Below are 20,143 nucleotides of genomic sequence, written 5' to 3' on the forward strand. Positions count from 1 at the left end.
AATCCTGCGTTCTAGGAAGAAGAGGTGGCGCGGACGCCCGAAAAAGCTGCGACATAATGCGAAAGATTCACATTCGGTGTAAAGGCATAACGCCGGTAAAGCCGCAGACAGTTTCAGTGCGGATGTAACCAATGATTTCAGGAACGCGGTCAAGGGGGCACGAATCCAGCCAGCCCGATGCTGTGGGCCGTTCGGCAGCGGCTCTACAACGTGGCTGTGCTGCTGCGCCGGGCCTGTTTGAGGTAGGTCAGCAACTCGCGTGCCGCCAAGGGTTTGCTGTACAGATAGCCCTGGCCCTCGTGACAGCCTTCGGAAATGATGTAGGCCTCCTGTTCGACCGTTTCCACGCCTTCGGCGATGACCTGCATGCCCAGGCTTTTGCCCAGCTGGATGATGGCGCGCACGATGGTGGCGTCGTCATCGTCGTCGATCAGGTCCTGAACGAAGCTTTTGTCGATCTTGATCTTGTCCAGCGGCAGGCTCTTGAGGTAACTCAAGGACGAATAGCCGGTGCCGAAGTCGTCGATGGCAATCAGCGCGCCGGAGCGGCGCAGACTGAGCAGGTGCTGGGCGGCGGTGCTGATGTCTTCCATCAGGCCGGTTTCGGTCACTTCCAGCTCCAGGCTGCGCGGCGGCAGGCGATAGATCTGCAAGAGGTTGTTGACCACCCGCGGCAGCTCGCTGTGGTGCAGTTGCACGGTCGACAGGTTCACTGCCATGCGCAGCTCGACGAAGCCCTGGTCATGCCATTCGCGCAACTGGCGACAGGCCTGGTCGAGTACCCACTCGCCGATGGCGATGATCGTGCCGTTCTGTTCGGCCAGCGGAATGAATACATCCGGCGGCACCAGGCCATGCTCGGGATGTTGCCAACGGATCAGGGCCTCGACACCCATGATGCTGTGGTCCTTGTAACTGACCTGCGGCTGGTAGACCAGGTACAGCTGGTTACGGGGCAGGGCTTCGCGCAGGTCTTTTTCCAGTTCGCGGCGCCGACGTATTTCACTGTCGACGCTGGCGATATAGAACTGATAGCGATTGCGTGAGCGGGTCTTGGCCAGGGTCATGGTCTGCTCGGCCTTTTGCAGCAGCTTCTCGGTGCTGTCGCCATCCTCCGGAAACAGGGTGATGCCGATGGTGGCGCGCAGGCGGATTTCCTGCTGCTCCAGGGCAAAGGGTGCTTCCAGGCCGTCGAGAATGTTCTGGGCCAGTTCCGCCGCTTCGTAGGGTTGTTCGATGTCGGCCTGTACCAGCGCAAACTGGTCGCCGCCCAGGCGTGCCAGCGCCCCGAGCCGCCCGCTGTGGGTGCGCAGGCGGTCGGCCAGGGCCAGCAGCAATTGGTCGCCGGCCTGGTAGCTGAACTGTTCGTTGATGCCCTTGAAATCGTCCAGCCCTACGCACAGCACCGCCACCCGGCGTTGTTGACGTCCGGCGGCCTCAAGGATCTGGTCCAGTTGCAGCTGCAGTTGCAGGCGATTGGGCAGGCCGGTGAGAAAGTCGTACTGGGCCATGCGTTGCAGGCTGTTCTCGGCTTCGTGGCGCAAGTAGGTATTGCGTTCGATAGAGGCCAGCAACTGGTTGGCGGTATTGATCCACAGGCCCAGCTCGTTCTTTTCGTGACCCCTGAGCAGTGGCAGTTGGTGTTCGCTGGGGCGGTCAGGATTGATATCGGTCAGGTGCTCGATGATCTTCGACAGGGGCTTGGTGAGCATCCAGTGATAAATCAGGTACAGCACCAGCGCCAGGACCAGCGCACGCAAGGTGCCGGAAACGAAGATGATCAGCGCACTGATCAGAAAGCTTTCGCCGTAGTTGGCGGTGTCGAGGGTGATGCGCAGGTCGCCGTAGTACTCGCTGTAGGGACTGCGACCCATCAATTGGGTGGTAAAGCTGCGCTCCTGGCCAAGGATGAGGTCGGTCAGCCAGCGGCTGGAGGACTGGGTGAGGGGGCGTTCCTTTTCGGCCAGCAGGGTTTCATTGGGATGGCCGATCGACGCCTGGCGCACCGAGCTGTCCTGGAACAGACCCTCGATGACCTGCATGCCCATTTCGCGATCCAGGCTGTACACCGCCTGGGTCGAAGGGTCGCGGAACATGTCGAGGATGCGTTCGGCGTCATACGCCAGGGTCTGGCGGGTCTTGTAGGCATCGAAGACGATTTGCGCGCAACTGAGCACGACGCCGACGACCAGCGCTGCCAGCAGCACGACACGCAGTAGCTTCACCGACAGGCTGTGTTTGAATTCCAGCTTCAAATGCTCATTCCTTTAATCGGTTCCGGGAGCCTGCTGATCAACCACGGGTGAACGATGCGCAACACCGGCAAGCGGGCAGGGGGCCGGATGACGCTGCGATTGCCTCCTTGCGCAGGGAGGGGCGTCCATAATGTCGGACGAATAGGCCAAGAACTTGAGCGAAAAGTAGAAAGATACAAAAAAGTGATATTGCTCCGCCATCGCTTTCTGGCTGCACGAACGACTTTGATCGGGAACCGTGCACCCAGGCTTGCGTGCCTTGCGGCTGGGACGGCTCTGGTGGGTTCGCGCACCGGGAACGCAGTTGCGCAGGCAACAAAAAACCCGGACAAGCCGGGTTTTTTGTATGCAACAGGGAATCAGGCCGCGTATTGCTTGGCCACGAAGTCCCAGTTCACCAGGTTCCAGAACGCCTCGACGTACTTGGGACGCAGGTTGCGGTAGTCGATGTAGTAGGCGTGTTCCCAGACATCGCAGGTCAGCAGCGGGGTTTCGCCGCTGGTCAGCGGGTTGCCGGCGCCGATGGTGCTGGCCAGGGCCAGGGAGCCGTCAGCCTTCTTGACCAGCCAGCCCCAGCCGGAACCGAACGTGCCGATGGTGACCTTGCTGAACTCTTCCTTGAATTTCTCGAAGGAGCCAAAGGAAGCGGTGATGGCGTCAGCCAGTGCACCAGTAGGCTCGCCGCCGCCGTTTGGCGACAGGCATTCCCAGTAGAACGTGTGGTTCCAGACCTGGGCGGCGTTGTTGAAGATGCCGCCCGAAGAGGACTTGATGATCTCTTCCAGGGTCTTGCCTTCGAACTCGGTGCCAGGCACCAGGTTGTTCAGGTTCACGACGTAGGTGTTGTGGTGCTTGTCGTGGTGATATTCCAGTGTTTCCGCGGAAATGTGCGGCAACAGCGCGTCTTTTGCGTAAGGCAGTGGCGGCAATTCAAAAGCCATGGTCTATCTCCTTTCAGGACGAGTGCGAATATCGCGGGGCCGCTCACGGTGCGGCCGTCTGCAACAACATGCGCCGGGAGTTTCTACTCTTTTGCGACGCAGACCCCGGATCATAGCACCGGCCCTTGAGCATAACCACGCAACAACTGTGTGGAATAGGGGTTCAAGGATTTTCGTCAATAAAGGTATAAGCGGCACTCAAGCGCTGCGGATCAACTGGATCGCGACGCTGAACATCATCACCGCCACCATCAGGTCCAGCAGCCGCCAGGTCGCCGGGCGTGCCAGCCACGGCGCCAGCCAGGCCGCGCCGATCGCCAGGGCCGAGAACCACAGGAACGACCCGCTGGCGGCCCCCACGACATAAGCACCCGGCACACTTTGCTGAGCCCCCAGCGAGCCGATCAGCAAGACGGTGTCGAGGTACACATGCGGGTTGAGCAAGGTGACCGCCAGGGCACTGAGCAACACGGTGCGCAACGATTTGACGCCCTGTTGTGCGTCATTGGTCAGGCTCTGGCGGGCGCAGGCCCGGCGCAGGGCTTGCAGGCCGTACCAGCTCAGAAACACCACACCGCCCCAGCGGGCGACCGCCAGCAGGGTCGGGTTCTGCACCAGCAGGCTGGCCAGGCCGAATACGCCGACGGCCACCAGCAGGGCGTCGCAGACAATGCATAAAAGCGCCACCGGGATGTGGTGTTCGCGGCGCAGCCCCTGGGCAAGGACAAAGGCGTTTTGCGCACCGATGGCCATGATCAGTCCGAGGGCGACCAGCAGGCCGTTGAGATAGCTTTGCCACATGAGAAGTCATCCAGGTGCAAGAAGTCAGGCTGGCGATTCTGCGTGGAAGGCCTGTATAAGAAAAATCAATCCTGTTCATCACTCATTAGGAAAACTGATGTTCGATTACAAGCTCTTGGCGGCCCTGGCGGCCGTGGTCGAGCAGGCCGGGTTTGAGCGTGCCGCTCAAGTGCTGGGGTTGTCGCAATCGGCGGTGTCGCAGCGCATCAAGTTGCTGGAGGCGCGAGTGGGTCAGCCGGTGCTGGTGCGCGCCACACCGCCGGGGCCGACCGAGATCGGTCGGCGGCTGCTCAACCATGTCCAGCAGGTGCGTTTGCTGGAGCGCGACCTGCAAGGCCAGGTGCCGAGCCTGGACGAAGAAAGCCTGCCTGAGCGCCTGCGCATCGCCCTCAATGCCGACAGCCTGGCGACCTGGTGGGCGACAGCGGTGGGTGATTTCTGCATTCGCCACCGCTTGTTGCTGGAGCTGGTGGTCGAAGACCAGGACGTCGGCCTCAAGCGCATGCGTGCCGGTGAGGTGGCGGCCTGCCTGTGCGCCAGCGAGCGCCCGGTGGCCGGTGCGCGCAGCCTGCCGATCGGGGCGATGCGCTATCTGGCCGTGGCCAGTCCTGCATTCATCGGGCGACATTTTGCCGCCGGCCCGGACCCCGCCGGGCTGGCCCAGGCGCCGGCACTGGTGTTCGGTCCGGACGATACGCTGCAGCATCGTTACCTGGCAGCGCTTGGCCTGCATGGCGGTTTCGCGCATCATCTGTGCCCCTCGTCCGAAGGCTTCGTGCGCATGCTCGAAGCCGGCCTGGGTTGGGGCATGGTGCCCGATCTGCAGGTGCGCGAGCAGTTGCGCAGCGGCACGTTGCGCGATCTGTTTCCGGGGCGTTGCATCGAAGTGCCATTGTACTGGCATCATTGGCGCAATGGCGGGCAACTCCTGACCTTGCTGACGGCGCACCTGGCCCGGCAGTCCGGTCAATGGCTGGTGCCGTGCAAGCCTGATGGCGCGTCATTGCCCACGGATTAATGTGTGTGTCGCTTAGGGAGCGGTGAATGAAGATTCTGGTCACAGGTGCAAGCGGCTTCATCGGCGGGCGCTTTGCGCAGCACGCTCTGGAGCAAGGCCTGAGCGTCAGGATCAATGCCCGGCGTGAAGAGGCTCTGCAACACCTGATATTACAGGGCGCCGAGTTCGTGCCTGGCGACCTGGGCGATGCCGAACAGGTGCGGGTCATGTGTCGCGAGGTCGATGCCGTCGTGCATTGCGCCGGTTCAGTCAGCACCTGGGGGCGGCGTCAGGAACTGGTCCAGGCCAACGTGCAACTGACCGAGAACGTGGTCGAAGCCTGCCTGAAACAGAAAGTCCGGCGGCTGGTGCATCTGTCGTCGCCGTCGATCTATTTCGATGGTCGCTCGCACCTTGGGCTCAAGGAAGACCAGGTGCTCAAGCACCCGGGCAATGCCTATGCCGCCAGCAAACGGCTGGCTGAGCAAAAGGTCTTCGGGGCACAGGAGTTCGGCCTGCAGGTCATCGCCTTGCGGCCGCGGCTGGTGACGGGCGCCGGCGATCATCGCTTCTTCCCGCGGCTGTTGCGCCTGCAACGCAGCAAGCGCCTGGCGATTGTAGGCAACGGGCTCAACAAGGTGGATTTCACCAGCATGGCCAACCTCAATCAGGCGCTGTTGAGCAGTCTGCTGGCCGGGTCGGCCGCCCTGGGCAAGGCCTACAACATCAGTAACGGCCAGCCGGTACCCTTGTGGGACGCCATCAACTACGTCATGCGTCGCCTGCAACTGGCCCAGGTCACCCGTTACCGCGGTTATGGCACGACCTGCATGCTGGCCGCGCTCAACGAAGGTGCCTGCCTGCTCTGGCCCGGGCGACCGGAGCCTGCGCTGTCGCGCCTGGACACCCGGATCATGCATAAGGATTTCACCCTGGATATCAGCCGTGCCCGGCATTATCTGGGCTACGAACCCCAGGTCAGCCTGTGGGCGGCGCTGGACGAGTTCTGTGCCTGGTGGCAAGCCGGGCCGGGCATTGATCGGCATGCTGCACGATGAGCCCTGTTCGCCAGGCTGGAGCGTTTATACTGCCCGGCCTGCTTCTAACCGTTCCTGAAAGGGTTGCTTATGCGTAAAGATCCCCACGACGACATCGATGATATCCCCAGCCTCAGCGCCCGGGATGGCGACGATGACGACTTCGTGCAAACCCGTGGCGCACGCGAGCGCACCACGGTGTATTCGCGCACAACACCGGTGGTCAAGGTCAAGGGCCCGAGCACCGGCCCCCTGTGGGCACTGATCGGGGCGTTGATTATCGCCTTCTGCGGATTGGGCTGGTGGAGTTTCCAGCAGATCTCGCTGATGGAACAGCAACTGGTCGCGACCCAGGAAAGCTTCGCGCGCATCAGTGAGGAAGCGGCAGGCCGGTTGCAGGATCTCTCCGGCAAGATGGTCACACCCGAAACCCTGAGCCGCGACAGTGAGGCCCTCAAGCAGCGCCTCGGCCAGCTTGATGCACAATTGCAGGAGCAGAACGCTGCACGTGAAAATGCCCAGGGGCAGCAAGGCAGCCTGGACAAGCGTCTGGAGCTGATCGGCACGCAGGCCACGCGCCAGCAGGAAGAACTGGCGCAGGTGCAGGAACAACTCAAGGGGCTGGTCACTGAACTGACCACCCTCAAGGAGGCCCTGCCGGAGCAGATCAAAGGGGCACAGGGCGATCAGGGCAAGCTCGAAGCACAGATCAAGAGCCTGGGCGCCGACGTTGCCAGCCTCAAGAAACAAGACAACCCGGCCGCCGCCATCGAGCGCCTGGAGCAGGAGCTGCTGGTGATCAGGAGCGAGCAGGACAGCCGTGTTGCCGCCGCTGCTCCAGCCGCTTCGGGTGGTCCGAGTAATGCCGAGTACGATGCCTTTCGGGCTCAGGTCACGCGCAATATCAACGCCTTGAGCAGCCAGCTGCAAAGCCTTTCGCAGCGCGTCAATACCCGGCCGTAACGAGAGCGGGTGCCCGGTCAGGATAAAATTCCCTGCAATACATATGTAGGGAATTGTTACGGCGGGGTTGTCATACAGTAAGCCCATTGTCAAACCCAATGGAGCTTTACCATGAATGGAATCAAGGGACTTCAGGGCAATCCCGGTGCCCTGGCCGAAGCCTGGCAAGACGTCGAGTACATTGATGATACGGCTGTCGAGCACGATAAAAGCGCGGATATGCGCCTGGCGCCCGCTGCGCCGGCCATCAAGCCGCCTGTGAACAAAGGGGGATCTTTCAAGCCTCCGGTCGACAAGGGCGGGTCGAAAAAGCCGCCCGTCAATAAAGGCGGCGCAATCAAACCGCCCGTCGACAAGGGAGGGATAAAGCCGCCGGTCGACAAGGGTGGCGTGAACCCACCCGTCACCAAGGTCGGGTCAGGCAAGTCGCCTGCCAACCAGCCCAAGAGACCGCCGGTCAAGCGCTCGGCCAGCGGGCAACCGGTCAGGACCCTGAGCCGCGACAGCGCACCTGAAGTCCTGACCCCGGTATCGACGTTTGAAAGAGTCACCACAACGGTTAATACGGTGGTCGGCGTCTTGAGTCTGATCCCGCAACTGCACAGCGTGTTCAACGCCAACGGCGAAGCGGTCCTGCCCAATGGCACGGTGGTGGATGCGCAGGGTGAGACAGCGACTTACCCTGATGGCACCGTGCAGCATGTCGATGGCCGGATCGTGCACACCGACGGCACGATCGAGCATGCCGATGGCAGTTTCGAATACAAGGATGGCACCTGGAAGATGGCCGATGGGGCGGTGCACTACCCCAATGGTAACTGGCTGCTGGCCGATGGCACATTGATCGATGCCGAAGGCAACGAACTCGGCAAAGTCGGGGCTGCGTAAGTCATTCCCTGGCGGACAAGACCCTGGCGTGCCAGGGTCTTGTCGCGTCGATCAAAGCCGCGGGTAATCGATATAGCCCACCGGGCCGTTGCTGTAGAAGGTTTTGGCATCAGCGTCATTCAGCGGCGCATCCTGGGCCAGGCGCTCGGGCAGGTCCGGGTTGGCAATGAACGGCACGCCGAACGCCACGGCATCGGCCTTGCCGTTCTGCAGCCAGGCATTGGCGCTGTCTTTGGTGAACGCCTCGTTGGCGATGTATACGCCGCCAAAAGCCTGCTTGAGTTGCGGGCCAATGCTGTCTGCGGCCTCATGCTCGCGGGCGCAGATAAACGCAATGTTGCGCTGGCCCAGGGCTGTGGCCACGTAGCCGAAGGTCGCGGCCAGGTTGTCGTCGCCCATGTCATATAAATCGGCACGGGGCGACAGGTGCACGCCGACCCGGCCGGCGCCCCAGATCTCGCTGACCGCATCGGTCACTTCCAGCAACAGGCGCGCGCGGTTTTCCAGCGAACCGCCATAGGCGTCGGTGCGGTGATTGGTGCTGCTCTGCAGGAACTGATCAAGCAGGTAGCCATTGGCGGCATGGATTTCCACCCCGTCGAACCCGGCCGCCTTGGCATTCTCTGCGCCGACACGGAAAGCCTCGACGACATCGTCGATTTCGGCCAGCTCCAGCGCGCGCGGTGTCGGGAAGTCTGCCTTCGGACGCATCAGGCTGACATGTCCTGCGGGCTTGACGGCACTCGGCGCGACCGGTGTTTCACCGTTCAGGTAAGCGGGGTGCGAGATACGCCCCACATGCCAGAGCTGCAACACGATACGTCCACCGGCGCCATGCACGGCCTTGGTGATATTGCTCCAGCCGCGCACCTGATCGGCGGACCAGATGCCGGGTGTATCGGGATAACCCACGCCCATTGGCGTCACCGAGGTGGCTTCGCTGATGATCAGCCCGGCCGAAGCACGCTGTACGTAGTACTCGGCCATCATGGCATTGGGGACCCGGCCTTCGTCGGCGCGGCAGCGGGTCAGCGGCGCCATGATGATGCGGTTGGGCAAGTGCAGGTCACCCACGGTAATCGGGTCAAACAGCGTTGTCATGAGCATTCCCTCAGGGTTGAGTTGCAGGTATCAGGTTCGGCTTGGCAGTCTGGCGGAAAGTGATCAGGGTCACCGCCAGCACCGCGGCGGCCAGCGGTACGCAGGTCAGCGCGGGGTGCCGAGTTCGGTCACCAGGGCTTGAACGAAGGCCTGCAGGGTTTCTTCATGGCGTTTGAAGAAATGCCATTGGCCGACTTTCTTGCTGGTGATCAGGCCCGCGCGTTGCAAGGTGGCAAGGTGGGCGGACACCGTCGATTGAGAAAGCCCGGCCCGCTGATCGATCTGGCCGGCGCAAACGCCATGCTCCAGCGAGTGTTCCTGCCCTGGAAAGCACGCGTGCGGGTCCTTGAGCCAGACCAGGATTTCACGGCGAACCGGGTGGGCCAGGGCTTTCATGATTTCGTCGAGGTCGATAGGCATGCCGTTCTCAATGGGTGGTGTAGCGGTATATCGCGATACGGCGAACTTTATATCGGGGTAATGCGATATACAAATACACGAAAAGATTGAGTGCTGAGCAAATCGGTATATCGCGTTATAACGATGCGGTGGCCGTTTCCCGGTCATCCAGCGTAGGCTTGCGGCATGAACTATCTCGCGCACCTTCATCTTGGCGGCCAGCGGCCCGCCCAATTGCTCGGCAGCCTGTATGGCGACTTCGTCAAAGGGCCGCTGGCCGGGCGCTTTGCCCCGGAGCTGGAAGCCTCGATCCGCCTGCATCGGCGCATCGATGTGTTCACCGACCAGCATCCTGTGGTCCGCCACGCCTTGCAACGCTTCGCCCCCGGGCAGCGGCGTTATGCCGGCATCGTGCTGGATGTGTTTTTCGATCATTGCCTGGCCCGTGACTGGCCTCGGCATGCCGCCATGCCGCTGCCGGTCTTTACTGATCAGGTGTACCGTGTGCTGGCCGCCGAGCCCGACCTGCCGGAGCGCCTGGCGCTGATTGCACCGCGCATGGCAGCGCAGGACTGGCTGGGCTCGTACCGGGACTATGCCGTGGTGGAGATGGCGCTACAGGGCATCGCCCGGCGCCTGAGTCGCCCGGCCGGGTTGTTCGAGGCCATGCAGCAATTGCCTGGCCTCTACGAGCCCTTGAGTGCCGACTTCGAGGCGTTCTACCCGCTGTTGCGGGCGTTCGCTCAGGCGGCCCTGGCCGATGACGGCGAGACGGGCGTCATCACCGGCGCCTCGACCGGCTCGGCGCCGAATAACGCCAGTTGAACCGCCTGCCGGGCCTGCAAGGCCAATACGGCACGATCCTGGCCTGCGCTGGCAATGGGCTTGAGCAGGTGGACATGCACCTCACCCTGTTCGTGACTCAGTAACCTGCGGATATGCGAGAGCAGGTCGTCATCGCCAATGAATGGCGCGAGGGTATCGGGTTGGCCGTTTCGCAGGTACTGGATAGCCACCGGTTGCAGGTCGACACCGGCCTCGATGGCGCTGCCCAGCAGGCGGCCATGAAAGGTGCGCAGGCTGCGTCCGTCGGTGGTGGTGCCTTCCGGAAAGATCAGCAGCGGGCTGCCTTGTTGCAGGTGCTGGGTCATCTGGCGCTGCACCAGGCGGCTGTCGCCGGCACCCCGACGGATGAACAGCGTGCCGGCCTTGTGCGCCAGCCAGCCGGCGACCGGCCAGGTGCGCACCTCGGCCTTGGACAGGAATGACAGCGGCATCAGCCGGCCCAGCAACGGAATGTCGGTCCACGACACGTGGTTGCACACCCATAGCATCGGTCGGTCTGGTCGTTCGCCGATAACCGTGATGCGAAACGGCAGGGCATTGCTCAGGCGCGCCATGAACCAGCGGCTGCAACGTTGGCGCATGGCCATCGAACCGCCCAGTTTGAGCCGCTCCAGGGCCGCCACCGCGCTGGCCATCAGCAACCCGGCCAGCACCACCAGCAGCACCCGGGTCACACGCGCCAGGCGACGCACCCGGATCATCACACGGCGGCCTTGAAGTGCTTGGCGTAGCGCGGGCACAAGTCATCGCGCTTGAGCAGGATGAACACGTCGGCCACCTGGAATTCCGGGTCCCAGCACGGCTCGCCGCAAATCTTGGCGCCCAGGCGCATGTAGGCCTTGAGCAGCGGCGGCATTTCGCAGATCACATTGTTCGGCACGTCGAGGCTGGGCAGTGGGGTCTTGGGTTCGGCGCGCAGGTGTTCATTGCACAGGTAGCGTTCGCGCAGGCGCTGCATGATGGCGTGGGCCTGGATGCCACCGTCCTGCATCGGAATGCTGGCGCAGCCCATCAGGTAGCTGTAGCGGCCCTCATTGAGCACTTCGGCCAGCTCGCTCCAGAGCACGGCAATGGTGCCGCCGTTGCGGTAGGCCGGGTCGACGCAGGTGCGGCCCAGCTCCAGGATCGGGCCCTGCAAGTGGCTGAGGCCGTGCAGGCTGAATTCTTCTTCGCTGTAGAAGCGCCCCAGGGTGTCGGCGGCTTTATGGTCGAGCAGGCGGGTGGTCGCTACCAGGCGCCCGGTGCTGAGGTCGCGTACGCCGATGTGCATGCAGTGAACGTCGTAGTCGTCGATGTCCAGGCCCAGTTCGGCGCCCTTCAGACGGGCATTGAATTCCTGGCTGAAGACACTGAAGCGCAGGGCCTGGGCTTCCTGCAGGGCACGCTGCCCGGTCAGGCGTTCGGCCTGGAGACGACGTTCGGGGCGGGTGTCACGAATGCGAGCGATCTGGGTCATGCGAACTCTCCGGGAGCCAGCCCTGCAAGGGCTGTTCGACTGAATGTGTCCAAGCGCTTTGCTGTAGATGCAGGCTAGGGAGGCGCCGTGTCATGCCCGTGAAGCTTTGGTGATGGTTGTGTTACGAGGGGTTTGCGGGTGCTTGACTGTTCTCGGGTTGTTTGTGAACAGACTGGTAAAACCGACCCGCTTGCAGTGGATGTGTCGCCGACAGCCAGCTGGTTCTGATCAAAATAAAAATAACTTACTGATTTTACTGGCGATTAAATTCACCTTTGTAGGAGCGCGCTCTGCCCGCGACCGGCTGCGTAGCAGTCGTAAATTTTCAGCGTCTATACAATTTTGCGAGCGTTGCGCACTCGGTCGCGGTGGTCCGGCATTCCGGCAGAGCGCGCTCCTACACCAGCCCCTCGTTCTGTCATCAACCGTTGTTAGGGTCGTTGCATTGTCATGCCGGTAGACCTTCGATGATTCAGCGTCTGGCCCTCTTTTTGTTGATGAGCCTGAGTGCGACCGCCAGCCAGGCTGAATACTGGCCGCAGTCGCAATGGCATGCGGCGCCGGCCACCTCAAGCGCGGCCTTGCAGGCGCTCGAAGGCTATGCGTTTGCGCCTCGTGACGAAGCCACCCGCGAAGGCGTGCGCACCGATGCCTTGCTGGTGGTGCGTGACGGACAACTCGTCTACGAGCGCTATGCCGGCGTGACCACGGCCAATACGCCGCACCTGACCTGGTCGGTGAGCAAGAGCGTGTTGGCCACGCTGCTGGGGGTGGCCTTCGGCGAAGGACGCTTCGACCTGCAGGACCCGGTGGCGCAGTTCTACCTGCCGTTCAAGGCCCATCCGCAGGTCAGGCTTGAAGACCTGTTGCACTGGGCCTCCGGGCTCGACTGGCAGGAAAGCTACGAATATGCCCCGCTCAATTCCTCGGTGGTGGCCATGCTTTATACCCGTGGGCGCCAGGACATGGCGCGGTTTGCTGCCGATCATGGCACGGCCTGGGCGCCCGGTACGGCCTGGCGCTATTCCAGCGGCGACAGCACGGTGCTGGCGGCGGCGCTGAAAACCATGGTCGGCGCCCAGGCTTATGCTGACTATCCCTGGACGGCCCTGTTCGAGCCGCTGGGCATCGACAGCGCCGTCTGGGAAACCGACGCCAGCGGCACGTTCGTCGGTTCGTCGTACCTGTACATGAGTGCGCGCGACCTGGCCCGTGTCGGCCTGTTGATGCAGCGTTCGGGGCGTTGGCAAGACAGGCAGCTGGTGCCGCGCGCGTGGGTCGACTTTTTGCTCACGCCCTTTGCCGGGCGCAATGCCGATGCCGGCAACGAGGCCATTGGCGGTCACTGGTGGCTCAATCGCACGGTCACCGGCGCGCCCGGTCCCTGGCCGCAGGCGCCGGCCGACACCTTCGCCGGCCTCGGGCACTGGGGGCAGGGCGTGTATGTGATCCCCAGCGCAGGGCTGGTGATCGTGCGTTACGGGGACGATCGCGACGGCGGCTTCAGCCATGACCGCCTGCTGCAACTGACGCTGGCCGCCTTCGCTGCGCAGGCCCGGCCATGAGCGCGCCTCGCGGGTTTGTCCGGCGTCACCCGTGGGTGACCTTGTTGCTGCTGGCCATGGCGGCCCTGATCGTCTGGCTGTGGCAACAGCGCGTTGCCTTGCAGGCCTTTCCCGACATCATCAGTGCCTACACCGCCAAGGAGTATTGCTCGTGCCGCTATGTCACGCGCAACCCCGCCGAGTACTGCCGTGGCTACGTCAAGCAGTACGTACCGGGCACGCTGAGCGACGATGCGGCCACCCGCACCGTTACCGCCAGCGGCATGGGGCGCAGTAACCGGGCGATGTGGCTGGGCGAGCGCCAGGGGTGTCGGTTATTGTCGACACCCTGATTGCAGGCGGCGAACCACGCTGTTTGCCAGCGGTCTGACAGCCCGACGGTTGTCGTCCCTTGTGCTCGGAGTGTGCATGCTCAATTTCCTTCGTCTGCTGCCGGTGATAGTCGCCACCCTGGCGCTGCCGGCTCAGGCTGGCTGGTCACTGGATAACGATTCTTCGCGGTTGTCGTTCACCACCTCCAGCAACGCCGGGCGCGCCGAGGTGCATCGCTTCGTGGTGCTCAAGGGCAAGGTCGATGACCAGGGCCAGGCGCAGGTGGACGTCGAGCTGGACTCGGTCAGCACCGGTATTGCCCGGCGCGACGAACAACTGCGCGAGCACCTGTTCGACATCAAGCGTACGCCCGGCGCGCGCCTTCAGGCCCGACTGACCCTGGCGCCACTGCTGGCCCTGGCGCCCGGCGCACAGATGGAAATGCGCCTGCCCGTTACTGTGACGTTGCGTGGCAGGCAGCACACCTACAAGGCCGACTTGCTGGTGACCCGGCTCGACCTGCGGCGTTTTCAGGTGGTGACCCTGGAACCGCTGGTGGTGCAGGCCGACGACTTCGGCCTGGCGCAAGGTTTTGAAACCCTGCGCAAGCACGGCGCCCTGGCGGCGCTCAACCTGGCGGTGCCGGTCGGTGCCGTCCTGATCTTCGCGGCGAACTGACCCATGGCCGGAGCGATCTTTCCGTGGCGCAAAGACAACCGGTTCGAACTGTTGATCGACGGACCGAGCTTTTTCCCGCGCATGCTGGCGGCCATCGACCAGGCGCAACAACAGGTCGACCTGGAGCTGTACCTGGTCGAGGCCGGCAGTTGCGCGGACGCGGTGGTCGACGCGCTGGTTGCGGCGGCGCGGCGCGGGGTGATCGTGCGGTGTCTGTTCGATGGCTACGGCGCCCAGGCCTTCGGCTCGCGCCTGCGCCAGCGGCTGGCCGATGCCGGCGTGATCTTGCGCTTGTATAACCCGGTCGGCCTGCGCCGCGGCCTGCGCAACCTGTACCGCGATCATCGCAAGCTGTTGCTGGTCGACAAGCGCCTGGCGGTGGTCGGCGGCACCGGGGTGACCGATGAGTTCTGGGAGCCTGATAAACCGGTCAGCCAGTGGCATGAGGTGATGGTGGAAATCACCGGCCCCTTGGTGATCGACTGGCAGGCGCTGTTCGACCGGCAGTTTCATGCCAATGACAAACCCACGGCCTGGCGCCCGCAGGAAAACTTCGGCCTGACCCATTTGCCCAAGGTGCCGGTCTCGGGCCAGGGGTTGGGGCGGGTGGCGTATGCCGACTCGCGTCAGCACCGCGACATTCTGCAGTCGCTGGTGCGGGCCCTGAACAGCGGGCAGCGGCGGATCTGGCTGGCGACGCCGTATTTCCTGCCCACCTGGCGGGTACGCCGTTCATTGCGCAAGGCGGCAATGAACGGGGTGGATGTGCGCCTGTTGCTCACCGGCCCCCGCACCGATCACCCTTCGGTGCGCTATGCCGGGCATCGCTACTACCCACGCCTGCTGCGCGCCGGGGTCAAGATCTTCGAATACCAACCGTGTTTTCTGCACCTGAAAATGGTGTTGATCGACGACTGGACCAGCATCGGCTCGTGCAACTTCGATCACTGGAACCTGCATTTCAATCTGGAGGCGAACCTGGAGGCCATCGACCCTGCGCTGACGGCCCAGGTCGTGGCCAGCTTCGACACCGACTTTGCCCGCAGCAGCCCGGTGACCCTGGAAGACTGGAAAGCCCGGCCGCTCTGGCGCCGGATCAAGCAACGGGTATGGGGCTGGCTGGACCGGCTGGTGGTCAACCTGCTGGACCGGGGGCGAAGAGGCTAGCGGGTCACGAACGCATCCGCCAGCAACTGGCTGCGTGGCAGGCCACTCAGGTACAGGCGCTTGGCAAACGTCTCGACGCTCGCCGGGCTGCCGCACACCAGCGCCATCGCCCGGCGCGACACCAGGCGTAGCTCATCCAGGGCGGCAGGCAGCTCGTCCGGCGTAACCTGGCGCACGGTCAGCGACGGGTGCTGCGCCACCAGCGCTGCCAGTTCATTGGCCAGGTAGTGTCCGGCAGGTTCAGGCGCCAGATGCAGCAGGCGTATCGGTCCCTGATGCTCCTGCTGCAAGGCGTCGCGCAGCACGCCCCACAGCGGCCCCAGGCCGGTGCCGGCCGCCAGCAGCAGCAAGGGCCGCTCCTGCCAGTCCGGATCATAGTGCAAGGCGCCGCCGCTCAACTCACCCAGGCGCAGCGCATCGCCCACCTGCCACTGGCGCGCCACATCGCAGAACGCGCCTGGCTGGCGGCAATCAAGGTGGTACTCAAGAAAGCGGTCTTCGCCGGGCAGGCTGGCCAGCGAGTAGGGGCGGGCAATGCCGCAGGCGGTCCACAGCACCTGATGCTGGCCGGCGCGGTAACGCAGCGGGCGCTGCGGCTCGACGCGCAGGCGCAGTACGTGCGGCCCCAGCCAGTCGTGCCCTGCAACGTGCGCGGGCAAACCGTCGCGCACCGGGTCGAACACTTCGACCCGCACATCGTCGACCACCCGGCACTGACAGGCCAGGCGCCAGCCTTGCTGGCGCTGGCCGGCGGTCAGTGCCAGGGGCAAGGCATCGAGTGGCTCGCCCTGCACGCAGCGCACCAGGCAGGCGTGGCAACTGCCGGCCCGGCAACTGTAGGGAACGGCTACGCCGGCCTGGTTCAAGGCATCGAGCAGATTGCTGGCCGACGCCACTGACCACTGCCGGTCACCGACATACACCTGGGGCATTGGCTGCCATCCGTAGAAAATAACCGCGATTGTACAGGTAGGCCTTGCGGGCAGGTTATACTGCCGCGCCTTTTTGCGCCCGCTACGGCTACTCTGACACCTCAGCCTGTGCCAGAGGTGTGCCGATAGCGTCATCAATGTTCCCGTCCAGATAGAGGAGCGCGCCGCATGACCGTGATCAAGCAAGACGACCTGATTCAGAGCGTTGCCGACGCCCTGCAATTCATTTCCTACTACCATCCCGTGGATTTCATCCAGGCGATGCACGAAGCCTATCTGCGCGAGGAGTCGCCGGCTGCCCGCGATTCCATCGCCCAGATCCTGATCAACTCGCGCATGTGCGCCACCGGCCACCGGCCGATCTGCCAGGACACCGGCATCGTCACCGTGTTCGTACGCGTCGGCATGGACGTGCGCTGGGATGGCGCGACCCTGAGCCTGGACGACATGATCAACGAAGGCGTGCGCCGCGCCTACAACCTGCCGGAAAACGTCCTGCGTGCCTCGATCCTGGCCGACCCGGCCGGTGCCCGCAAGAACACCAAGGACAACACCCCGGCGGTGATCCACTACTCCATCGTGCCGGGTAACACCGTCGAAGTGGACGTCGCGGCCAAGGGCGGCGGCTCGGAAAACAAGTCGAAAATGGCGATGCTCAACCCGTCCGACTCGATCGTCGACTGGGTCCTGAAAACCGTGCCGACCATGGGTGCCGGCTGGTGCCCACCGGGCATGCTCGGCATCGGCATCGGCGGCACCGCCGAAAAGGCAGCGGTCATGGCCAAGGAAGTGTTGATGGAGTCCATCGACATCCACGAGCTCAAGGCCCGTGGCCCGCAGAACCGCATCGAAGAGATCCGCCTGGAACTGTTCGACAAGGTCAACCAGCTGGGCATCGGCGCCCAGGGCCTGGGCGGCCTGACCACCGTGCTCGACGTCAAGATCATGGATTACCCGACCCACGCCGCGTCCCTGCCGGTGTGCATGATCCCCAACTGCGCCGCCACCCGTCACGCGCACTTCGTGCTCGACGGTTCCGGCCCTGCCGAGCTTGAGGCGCCATCGCTGGACGCCTACCCGGAAATCGTCTGGGAAGCCGGTCCTTCGGCCCGCCGTGTCGACCTCGACACCCTGACGCCTGAAGAAGTGCAAAGCTGGAAGCCGGGCGAAACCGTCCTGCTCAACGGCAAGATGCTCACCGGTCGCGACGCCGCGCACAAGCGCATGGTCGAGATGCTCAACAAGGGTGAAACCCTGCCGGTGGACCTCAAGGGCCGCTTCATCTATTACGTCGGCCCGGTCGATCCGGTGCGCGAAGAAGTGGTGGGCCCGGCCGGCCCGACCACCGCGACGCGCATGGACAAGTTCACCCGCCAGATCCTCGATCAGACCGGCCTGCTGGGCATGATCGGCAAGTCCGAGCGCGGCCCGACCGCCATCGAGGCGATCAAGGACCACAAGGCCGTGTACCTGATGGCCGTCGGCGGTGCTGCGTACCTGGTGGCACAGGCGATCCGCAAGTCGAAAGTCGTGGCCTTCGCCGAGCTGGGCATGGAAGCGATCTACGAGTTCGAGGTCAAGGACATGCCGGTCACCGTGGCGGTGGACAGCAACGGTGAGTCGGTGCACATCACAGGTCCCGCGATCTGGCAGAAGAAGATCAGCGACAGCCTGGCGGTCGAGGTGCAGTAAGCGCTCCGATAGTCTCAAGGCCCGGCCCGCAAAGGCCGGGCTTTTTTATTGGGCGCATGTTCTTGGGTCGGTAACCGCCCGGCGTGCACTGTCAAATCTGTCAGTAGACGCGTGTGGACCGTCCTTGCACACTGTCCCGGCAGCTGCAAAAAACGTCATGGATGACACGTTCTTCTCCCTTGTGGCCAGGCCCGTCAGGATGTCGGGTATGACCGAGCAACAGGATAGTGCTGGCGACACTGATGGTGTTGCCGCCGTGAACGATCAGGCCGATCGCATGCCGGCCTGCAGTGATCGGTAAACTGGTGGCCATCGGCAATGCCGAGAGGGAGAAGGCCACGAGCGAATCTGATTGCAGGCGCCACCCGGTCCGGAGGGCGCAGCGTTGATCATGGCTCATCAGGGTTATGATGGTTCGACGATATGAAGACCGTTCTGGATGCACGGGCTGTGGTGGCCTTCGAGCGCGCTTCAGGCCCTCATATGAAAAAGCCCCGGCGTCTTCACGCCAGGGCTTTTTTCGTTACTGCCTTCGCATTACACCAATGGGTCGCCCACGTGCAGGATCTTCATGCCGTTGGTGCCACCGATGGTGTGGTAGCTGTCGCCCTTGGTCAGGATCACCCAGTCGCCTTGCTCGACCAGTCCGCGCTTGAGCAGCTCGTCCACCGCCGCCTGGCTGACCTGGCCTGGTGGCAGGGCAGCCGGGTCGAACGGCACGGTGTAGACACCCCGGAACATGGCCGCCCGCGCCTGCGTCCCGCGGTGCGGGGAGAAGGCGTAGATCGGCATCGAGGAGCGGATGCGCGACATGATCAGCGGCGTGTAGCCGCTCTCGGTCAGGGCAATGATCGCCTTCACACCCGGAAAGTGGTTGGCGGTGTACATGGCCGCGAGGGCAATGCTCTCGTCGCAGCGGGTGAAGTTCTCACCGATGCGATGCTTGGAGGTCTTGCCCGTCGGATGACGTTCGGCGCCCAGGCAGATACGGGCCATGGCCTGCACCGCTTCGACCGGGTAGGAGCCGGCGGCGCTTTCGGCCGAGAGCATCACCGCGTCGGTGTAGTCGAGCACGGCGTTGGCCACGTCGGACACTTCGGCGCGGGTCGGCATGGGGCTGGTGATCATCGACTCCATCATCTGCGTGGCGACGATCACCGCCTTGTTGTGCGTGCGGGCGTGGGCAATGATTTTCTTCTGCACGCCCACCAGCTCGGCGTCGCCGATTTCAACGCCCAGGTCACCACGGGCGACCATGACCGCGTCGCTGGCCCGGATCAGTGCGTCGAGCACCTCGTCATTGGCCACCGCTTCCGCGCGTTCGATCTTGGCCACCAGCCAGGCCGTACCGCCGGACTCGTCGCGCAGTTGACGGGCGTATTCCATGTCGGCGGCATCGCGCGGGAAGGAGACGGCCAGGTAGTCCAGGTCCATCTCGGCGGCCAGCTTGATGTCGCGCTTGTCTTTCTCGGTCAGCGCCGGTGCGGTCAGGCCACCGCCACGGCGGTTGATGCCCTTGTGGTCCGACAGAGGGCCACCGACCACGACGGTGCAGTGCAGCGCATCGGCGGTCTGGGTGTTGACTTCCATGACCACGCGGCCGTCGTCGAGCAGCAATACATCGCCGACACCGCAATCTTTGACCAGGTCGGGGTAGTCGATGCCCACGATTTCCTGATTGCCATCGGTCAGCGGGTGAGCGGTGGAGAAGGTGAACTTGTCACCGACCTTCAGCTCTATTCGCTTGTTGGTGAATTTGGCGATGCGGATCTTTGGCCCTTGCAGGTCGCCCAACAGGGCAACGAAGCGGCCATGCTTGGCGGCAATTTCACGGATCAGCACGGCGCGAGCCTTGTGCTCGTCCGGCGTGCCGTGGGAGAAGTTGAGGCGGGCAACGTCCAGACCCGAAAGGATCAGTTGCTCGATGACTTCTGGCGAGTTACTGGCAGGGCCCAGTGTGGCGACGATTTTGGTGCGGCGAACGGTCATGCACAAACTCCTAGATTGAAGCGCAGCGAAAGGCTACTCCTGTCTGGACCTGTAGTCATTGTTCCTTTGCACTACCTGCCGGGCGTTCGACAGGGCAACCGGCTGACGATTGGTGCTGAAGAAA

19 protein-coding genes are annotated in these 20,143 nt (G+C 63.4%); 10 read left to right on the plus strand and 9 right to left on the minus strand.

What is annotated here, in order from left to right; translation table 11 throughout:
* Nucleotides 1-203: 203 nt before the first annotated feature.
* From ASF84_RS00925 to ASF84_RS00935, 3 genes are all read right to left on the minus strand, one after another.
* The gene (locus tag ASF84_RS00925) at nucleotides 204-2,255 is read right to left on the minus strand and encodes a putative bifunctional diguanylate cyclase/phosphodiesterase (RefSeq protein ID WP_056834308.1); all 2,052 of its coding nucleotides are present in this window, start codon (nucleotides 2,253-2,255) and stop codon (nucleotides 204-206) included.
* Nucleotides 2,256-2,614: 359 nt separating this feature from the next.
* Nucleotides 2,615-3,196 (minus strand): superoxide dismutase, encoded by a 582-nt coding sequence (locus ASF84_RS00930; RefSeq protein WP_056834310.1) that lies wholly within the window; start codon nucleotides 3,194-3,196, stop codon nucleotides 2,615-2,617.
* Nucleotides 3,197-3,394: 198 nt separating this feature from the next.
* On the minus strand, nucleotides 3,395-3,997 hold the full coding sequence (locus tag ASF84_RS00935) for a LysE/ArgO family amino acid transporter (RefSeq protein ID WP_056834312.1): 603 nt from the start codon (nucleotides 3,995-3,997) through the stop codon (nucleotides 3,395-3,397).
* A 97-nt stretch (nucleotides 3,998-4,094) separates the two neighbouring features.
* Between ASF84_RS00935 and ASF84_RS00940 the strand changes: the two genes are divergently transcribed.
* The 4 genes from ASF84_RS00940 to ASF84_RS00955 all read left to right on the plus strand — a co-directional run bounded on the left by ASF84_RS00940 (nucleotide 4,095) and on the right by ASF84_RS00955 (nucleotide 7,882).
* Complete coding sequence (locus ASF84_RS00940) at nucleotides 4,095-5,015, plus strand: LysR family transcriptional regulator ArgP (RefSeq protein ID WP_056834314.1); 921 nt, start codon at nucleotides 4,095-4,097, stop codon at nucleotides 5,013-5,015.
* 26 nt (nucleotides 5,016-5,041) lie between these two features.
* Nucleotides 5,042-6,052 (plus strand): NAD-dependent epimerase/dehydratase family protein, encoded by a 1,011-nt coding sequence (locus ASF84_RS00945; RefSeq protein WP_056834317.1) that lies wholly within the window; start codon nucleotides 5,042-5,044, stop codon nucleotides 6,050-6,052.
* 69 nt (nucleotides 6,053-6,121) lie between these two features.
* On the plus strand, nucleotides 6,122-6,994 hold the full coding sequence (locus tag ASF84_RS00950; protein WP_056834319.1) for a hypothetical protein: 873 nt from the start codon (nucleotides 6,122-6,124) through the stop codon (nucleotides 6,992-6,994).
* A 111-nt stretch (nucleotides 6,995-7,105) separates the two neighbouring features.
* Complete coding sequence (locus ASF84_RS00955) at nucleotides 7,106-7,882, plus strand: hypothetical protein (RefSeq protein WP_056834322.1); 777 nt, start codon at nucleotides 7,106-7,108, stop codon at nucleotides 7,880-7,882.
* A gap of 51 nt (nucleotides 7,883-7,933) precedes the next feature.
* Here ASF84_RS00955 and ASF84_RS00960 read toward each other — a convergent pair whose 3' ends face one another.
* A complete protein-coding gene (locus ASF84_RS00960; protein ID WP_056834323.1) occupies nucleotides 7,934-8,983 on the minus strand; it encodes an alkene reductase in 1,050 nt (349 codons plus the stop codon).
* 105 nt (nucleotides 8,984-9,088) lie between these two features.
* A complete protein-coding gene (locus ASF84_RS00965) occupies nucleotides 9,089-9,403 on the minus strand; it encodes an ArsR/SmtB family transcription factor (protein ID WP_056834325.1) in 315 nt (104 codons plus the stop codon).
* 165 nt (nucleotides 9,404-9,568) lie between these two features.
* Here ASF84_RS00965 and ASF84_RS00970 point away from each other — a divergent pair, with 165 nt between their 5' ends.
* Complete coding sequence (locus tag ASF84_RS00970) at nucleotides 9,569-10,207, plus strand: acyl carrier protein phosphodiesterase (protein WP_056834326.1); 639 nt, start codon at nucleotides 9,569-9,571, stop codon at nucleotides 10,205-10,207.
* Here ASF84_RS00970 and ASF84_RS00975 read toward each other — a convergent pair.
* Nucleotides 10,126-10,929 (minus strand): lysophospholipid acyltransferase family protein, encoded by an 804-nt coding sequence (locus tag ASF84_RS00975; RefSeq protein ID WP_056834328.1) that lies wholly within the window; start codon nucleotides 10,927-10,929, stop codon nucleotides 10,126-10,128. The two genes, ASF84_RS00970 and ASF84_RS00975, sit on opposite strands and share 82 nt — an antisense overlap.
* Complete coding sequence (olsB, locus tag ASF84_RS00980; protein ID WP_056834330.1) at nucleotides 10,929-11,684, minus strand: L-ornithine N(alpha)-acyltransferase; 756 nt, start codon at nucleotides 11,682-11,684, stop codon at nucleotides 10,929-10,931. Before olsB ends, ASF84_RS00975 begins: the two co-directional genes overlap by 1 nt.
* A 467-nt stretch (nucleotides 11,685-12,151) precedes the next feature.
* Between olsB and ASF84_RS00985 the strand changes: the two genes are divergently transcribed.
* The 4 genes from ASF84_RS00985 to ASF84_RS01000 all read left to right on the plus strand — a co-directional run bounded on the left by ASF84_RS00985 (nucleotide 12,152) and on the right by ASF84_RS01000 (nucleotide 15,406).
* Entirely contained in the window at nucleotides 12,152-13,249 is a 1,098-nt protein-coding gene (locus ASF84_RS00985; RefSeq protein WP_056834331.1) for a serine hydrolase domain-containing protein, read from the plus strand.
* Entirely contained in the window at nucleotides 13,246-13,581 is a 336-nt protein-coding gene (locus ASF84_RS00990) for a hypothetical protein (RefSeq protein WP_056834333.1), read from the plus strand. The genes ASF84_RS00985 and ASF84_RS00990 overlap by 4 nt, the downstream gene beginning before the upstream one ends.
* 76 nt (nucleotides 13,582-13,657) lie before the next feature.
* Nucleotides 13,658-14,239, plus strand: a complete 582-nt coding sequence (locus ASF84_RS00995; protein ID WP_056834335.1) for a YceI family protein — start codon at nucleotides 13,658-13,660, stop codon at nucleotides 14,237-14,239.
* Nucleotides 14,240-14,242: 3 nt separating this feature from the next.
* Nucleotides 14,243-15,406: a phospholipase D-like domain-containing protein gene (locus tag ASF84_RS01000; protein ID WP_056834338.1), complete on the plus strand. Its 1,164-nt coding sequence runs from the start codon at nucleotides 14,243-14,245 to the stop codon at nucleotides 15,404-15,406.
* Here the strand turns inward: ASF84_RS01000 and ASF84_RS01005 are convergent.
* Nucleotides 15,403-16,338 (minus strand): iron-sulfur-binding ferredoxin reductase, encoded by a 936-nt coding sequence (locus ASF84_RS01005; RefSeq protein ID WP_056834340.1) that lies wholly within the window; start codon nucleotides 16,336-16,338, stop codon nucleotides 15,403-15,405. The genes ASF84_RS01000 and ASF84_RS01005 overlap by 4 nt on opposite strands.
* A gap of 168 nt (nucleotides 16,339-16,506) precedes the next feature.
* Between ASF84_RS01005 and ASF84_RS01010 the strand changes: the two genes are divergently transcribed.
* On the plus strand, nucleotides 16,507-18,030 hold the full coding sequence (locus ASF84_RS01010) for a fumarate hydratase (RefSeq protein ID WP_056834342.1): 1,524 nt from the start codon (nucleotides 16,507-16,509) through the stop codon (nucleotides 18,028-18,030).
* Between the two features lie 537 nt (nucleotides 18,031-18,567).
* Here the strand turns inward: ASF84_RS01010 and pyk are convergent.
* A complete protein-coding gene (pyk, locus tag ASF84_RS01015; protein WP_056834344.1) occupies nucleotides 18,568-20,019 on the minus strand; it encodes a pyruvate kinase in 1,452 nt (483 codons plus the stop codon).
* Nucleotides 20,020-20,143: the final 124 nt, after the last annotated feature.

The organism is Pseudomonas sp. Leaf127, assembly GCF_001423155.1.
GTDB lineage: Bacteria > Pseudomonadota > Gammaproteobacteria > Pseudomonadales > Pseudomonadaceae > Aquipseudomonas > Aquipseudomonas ovata.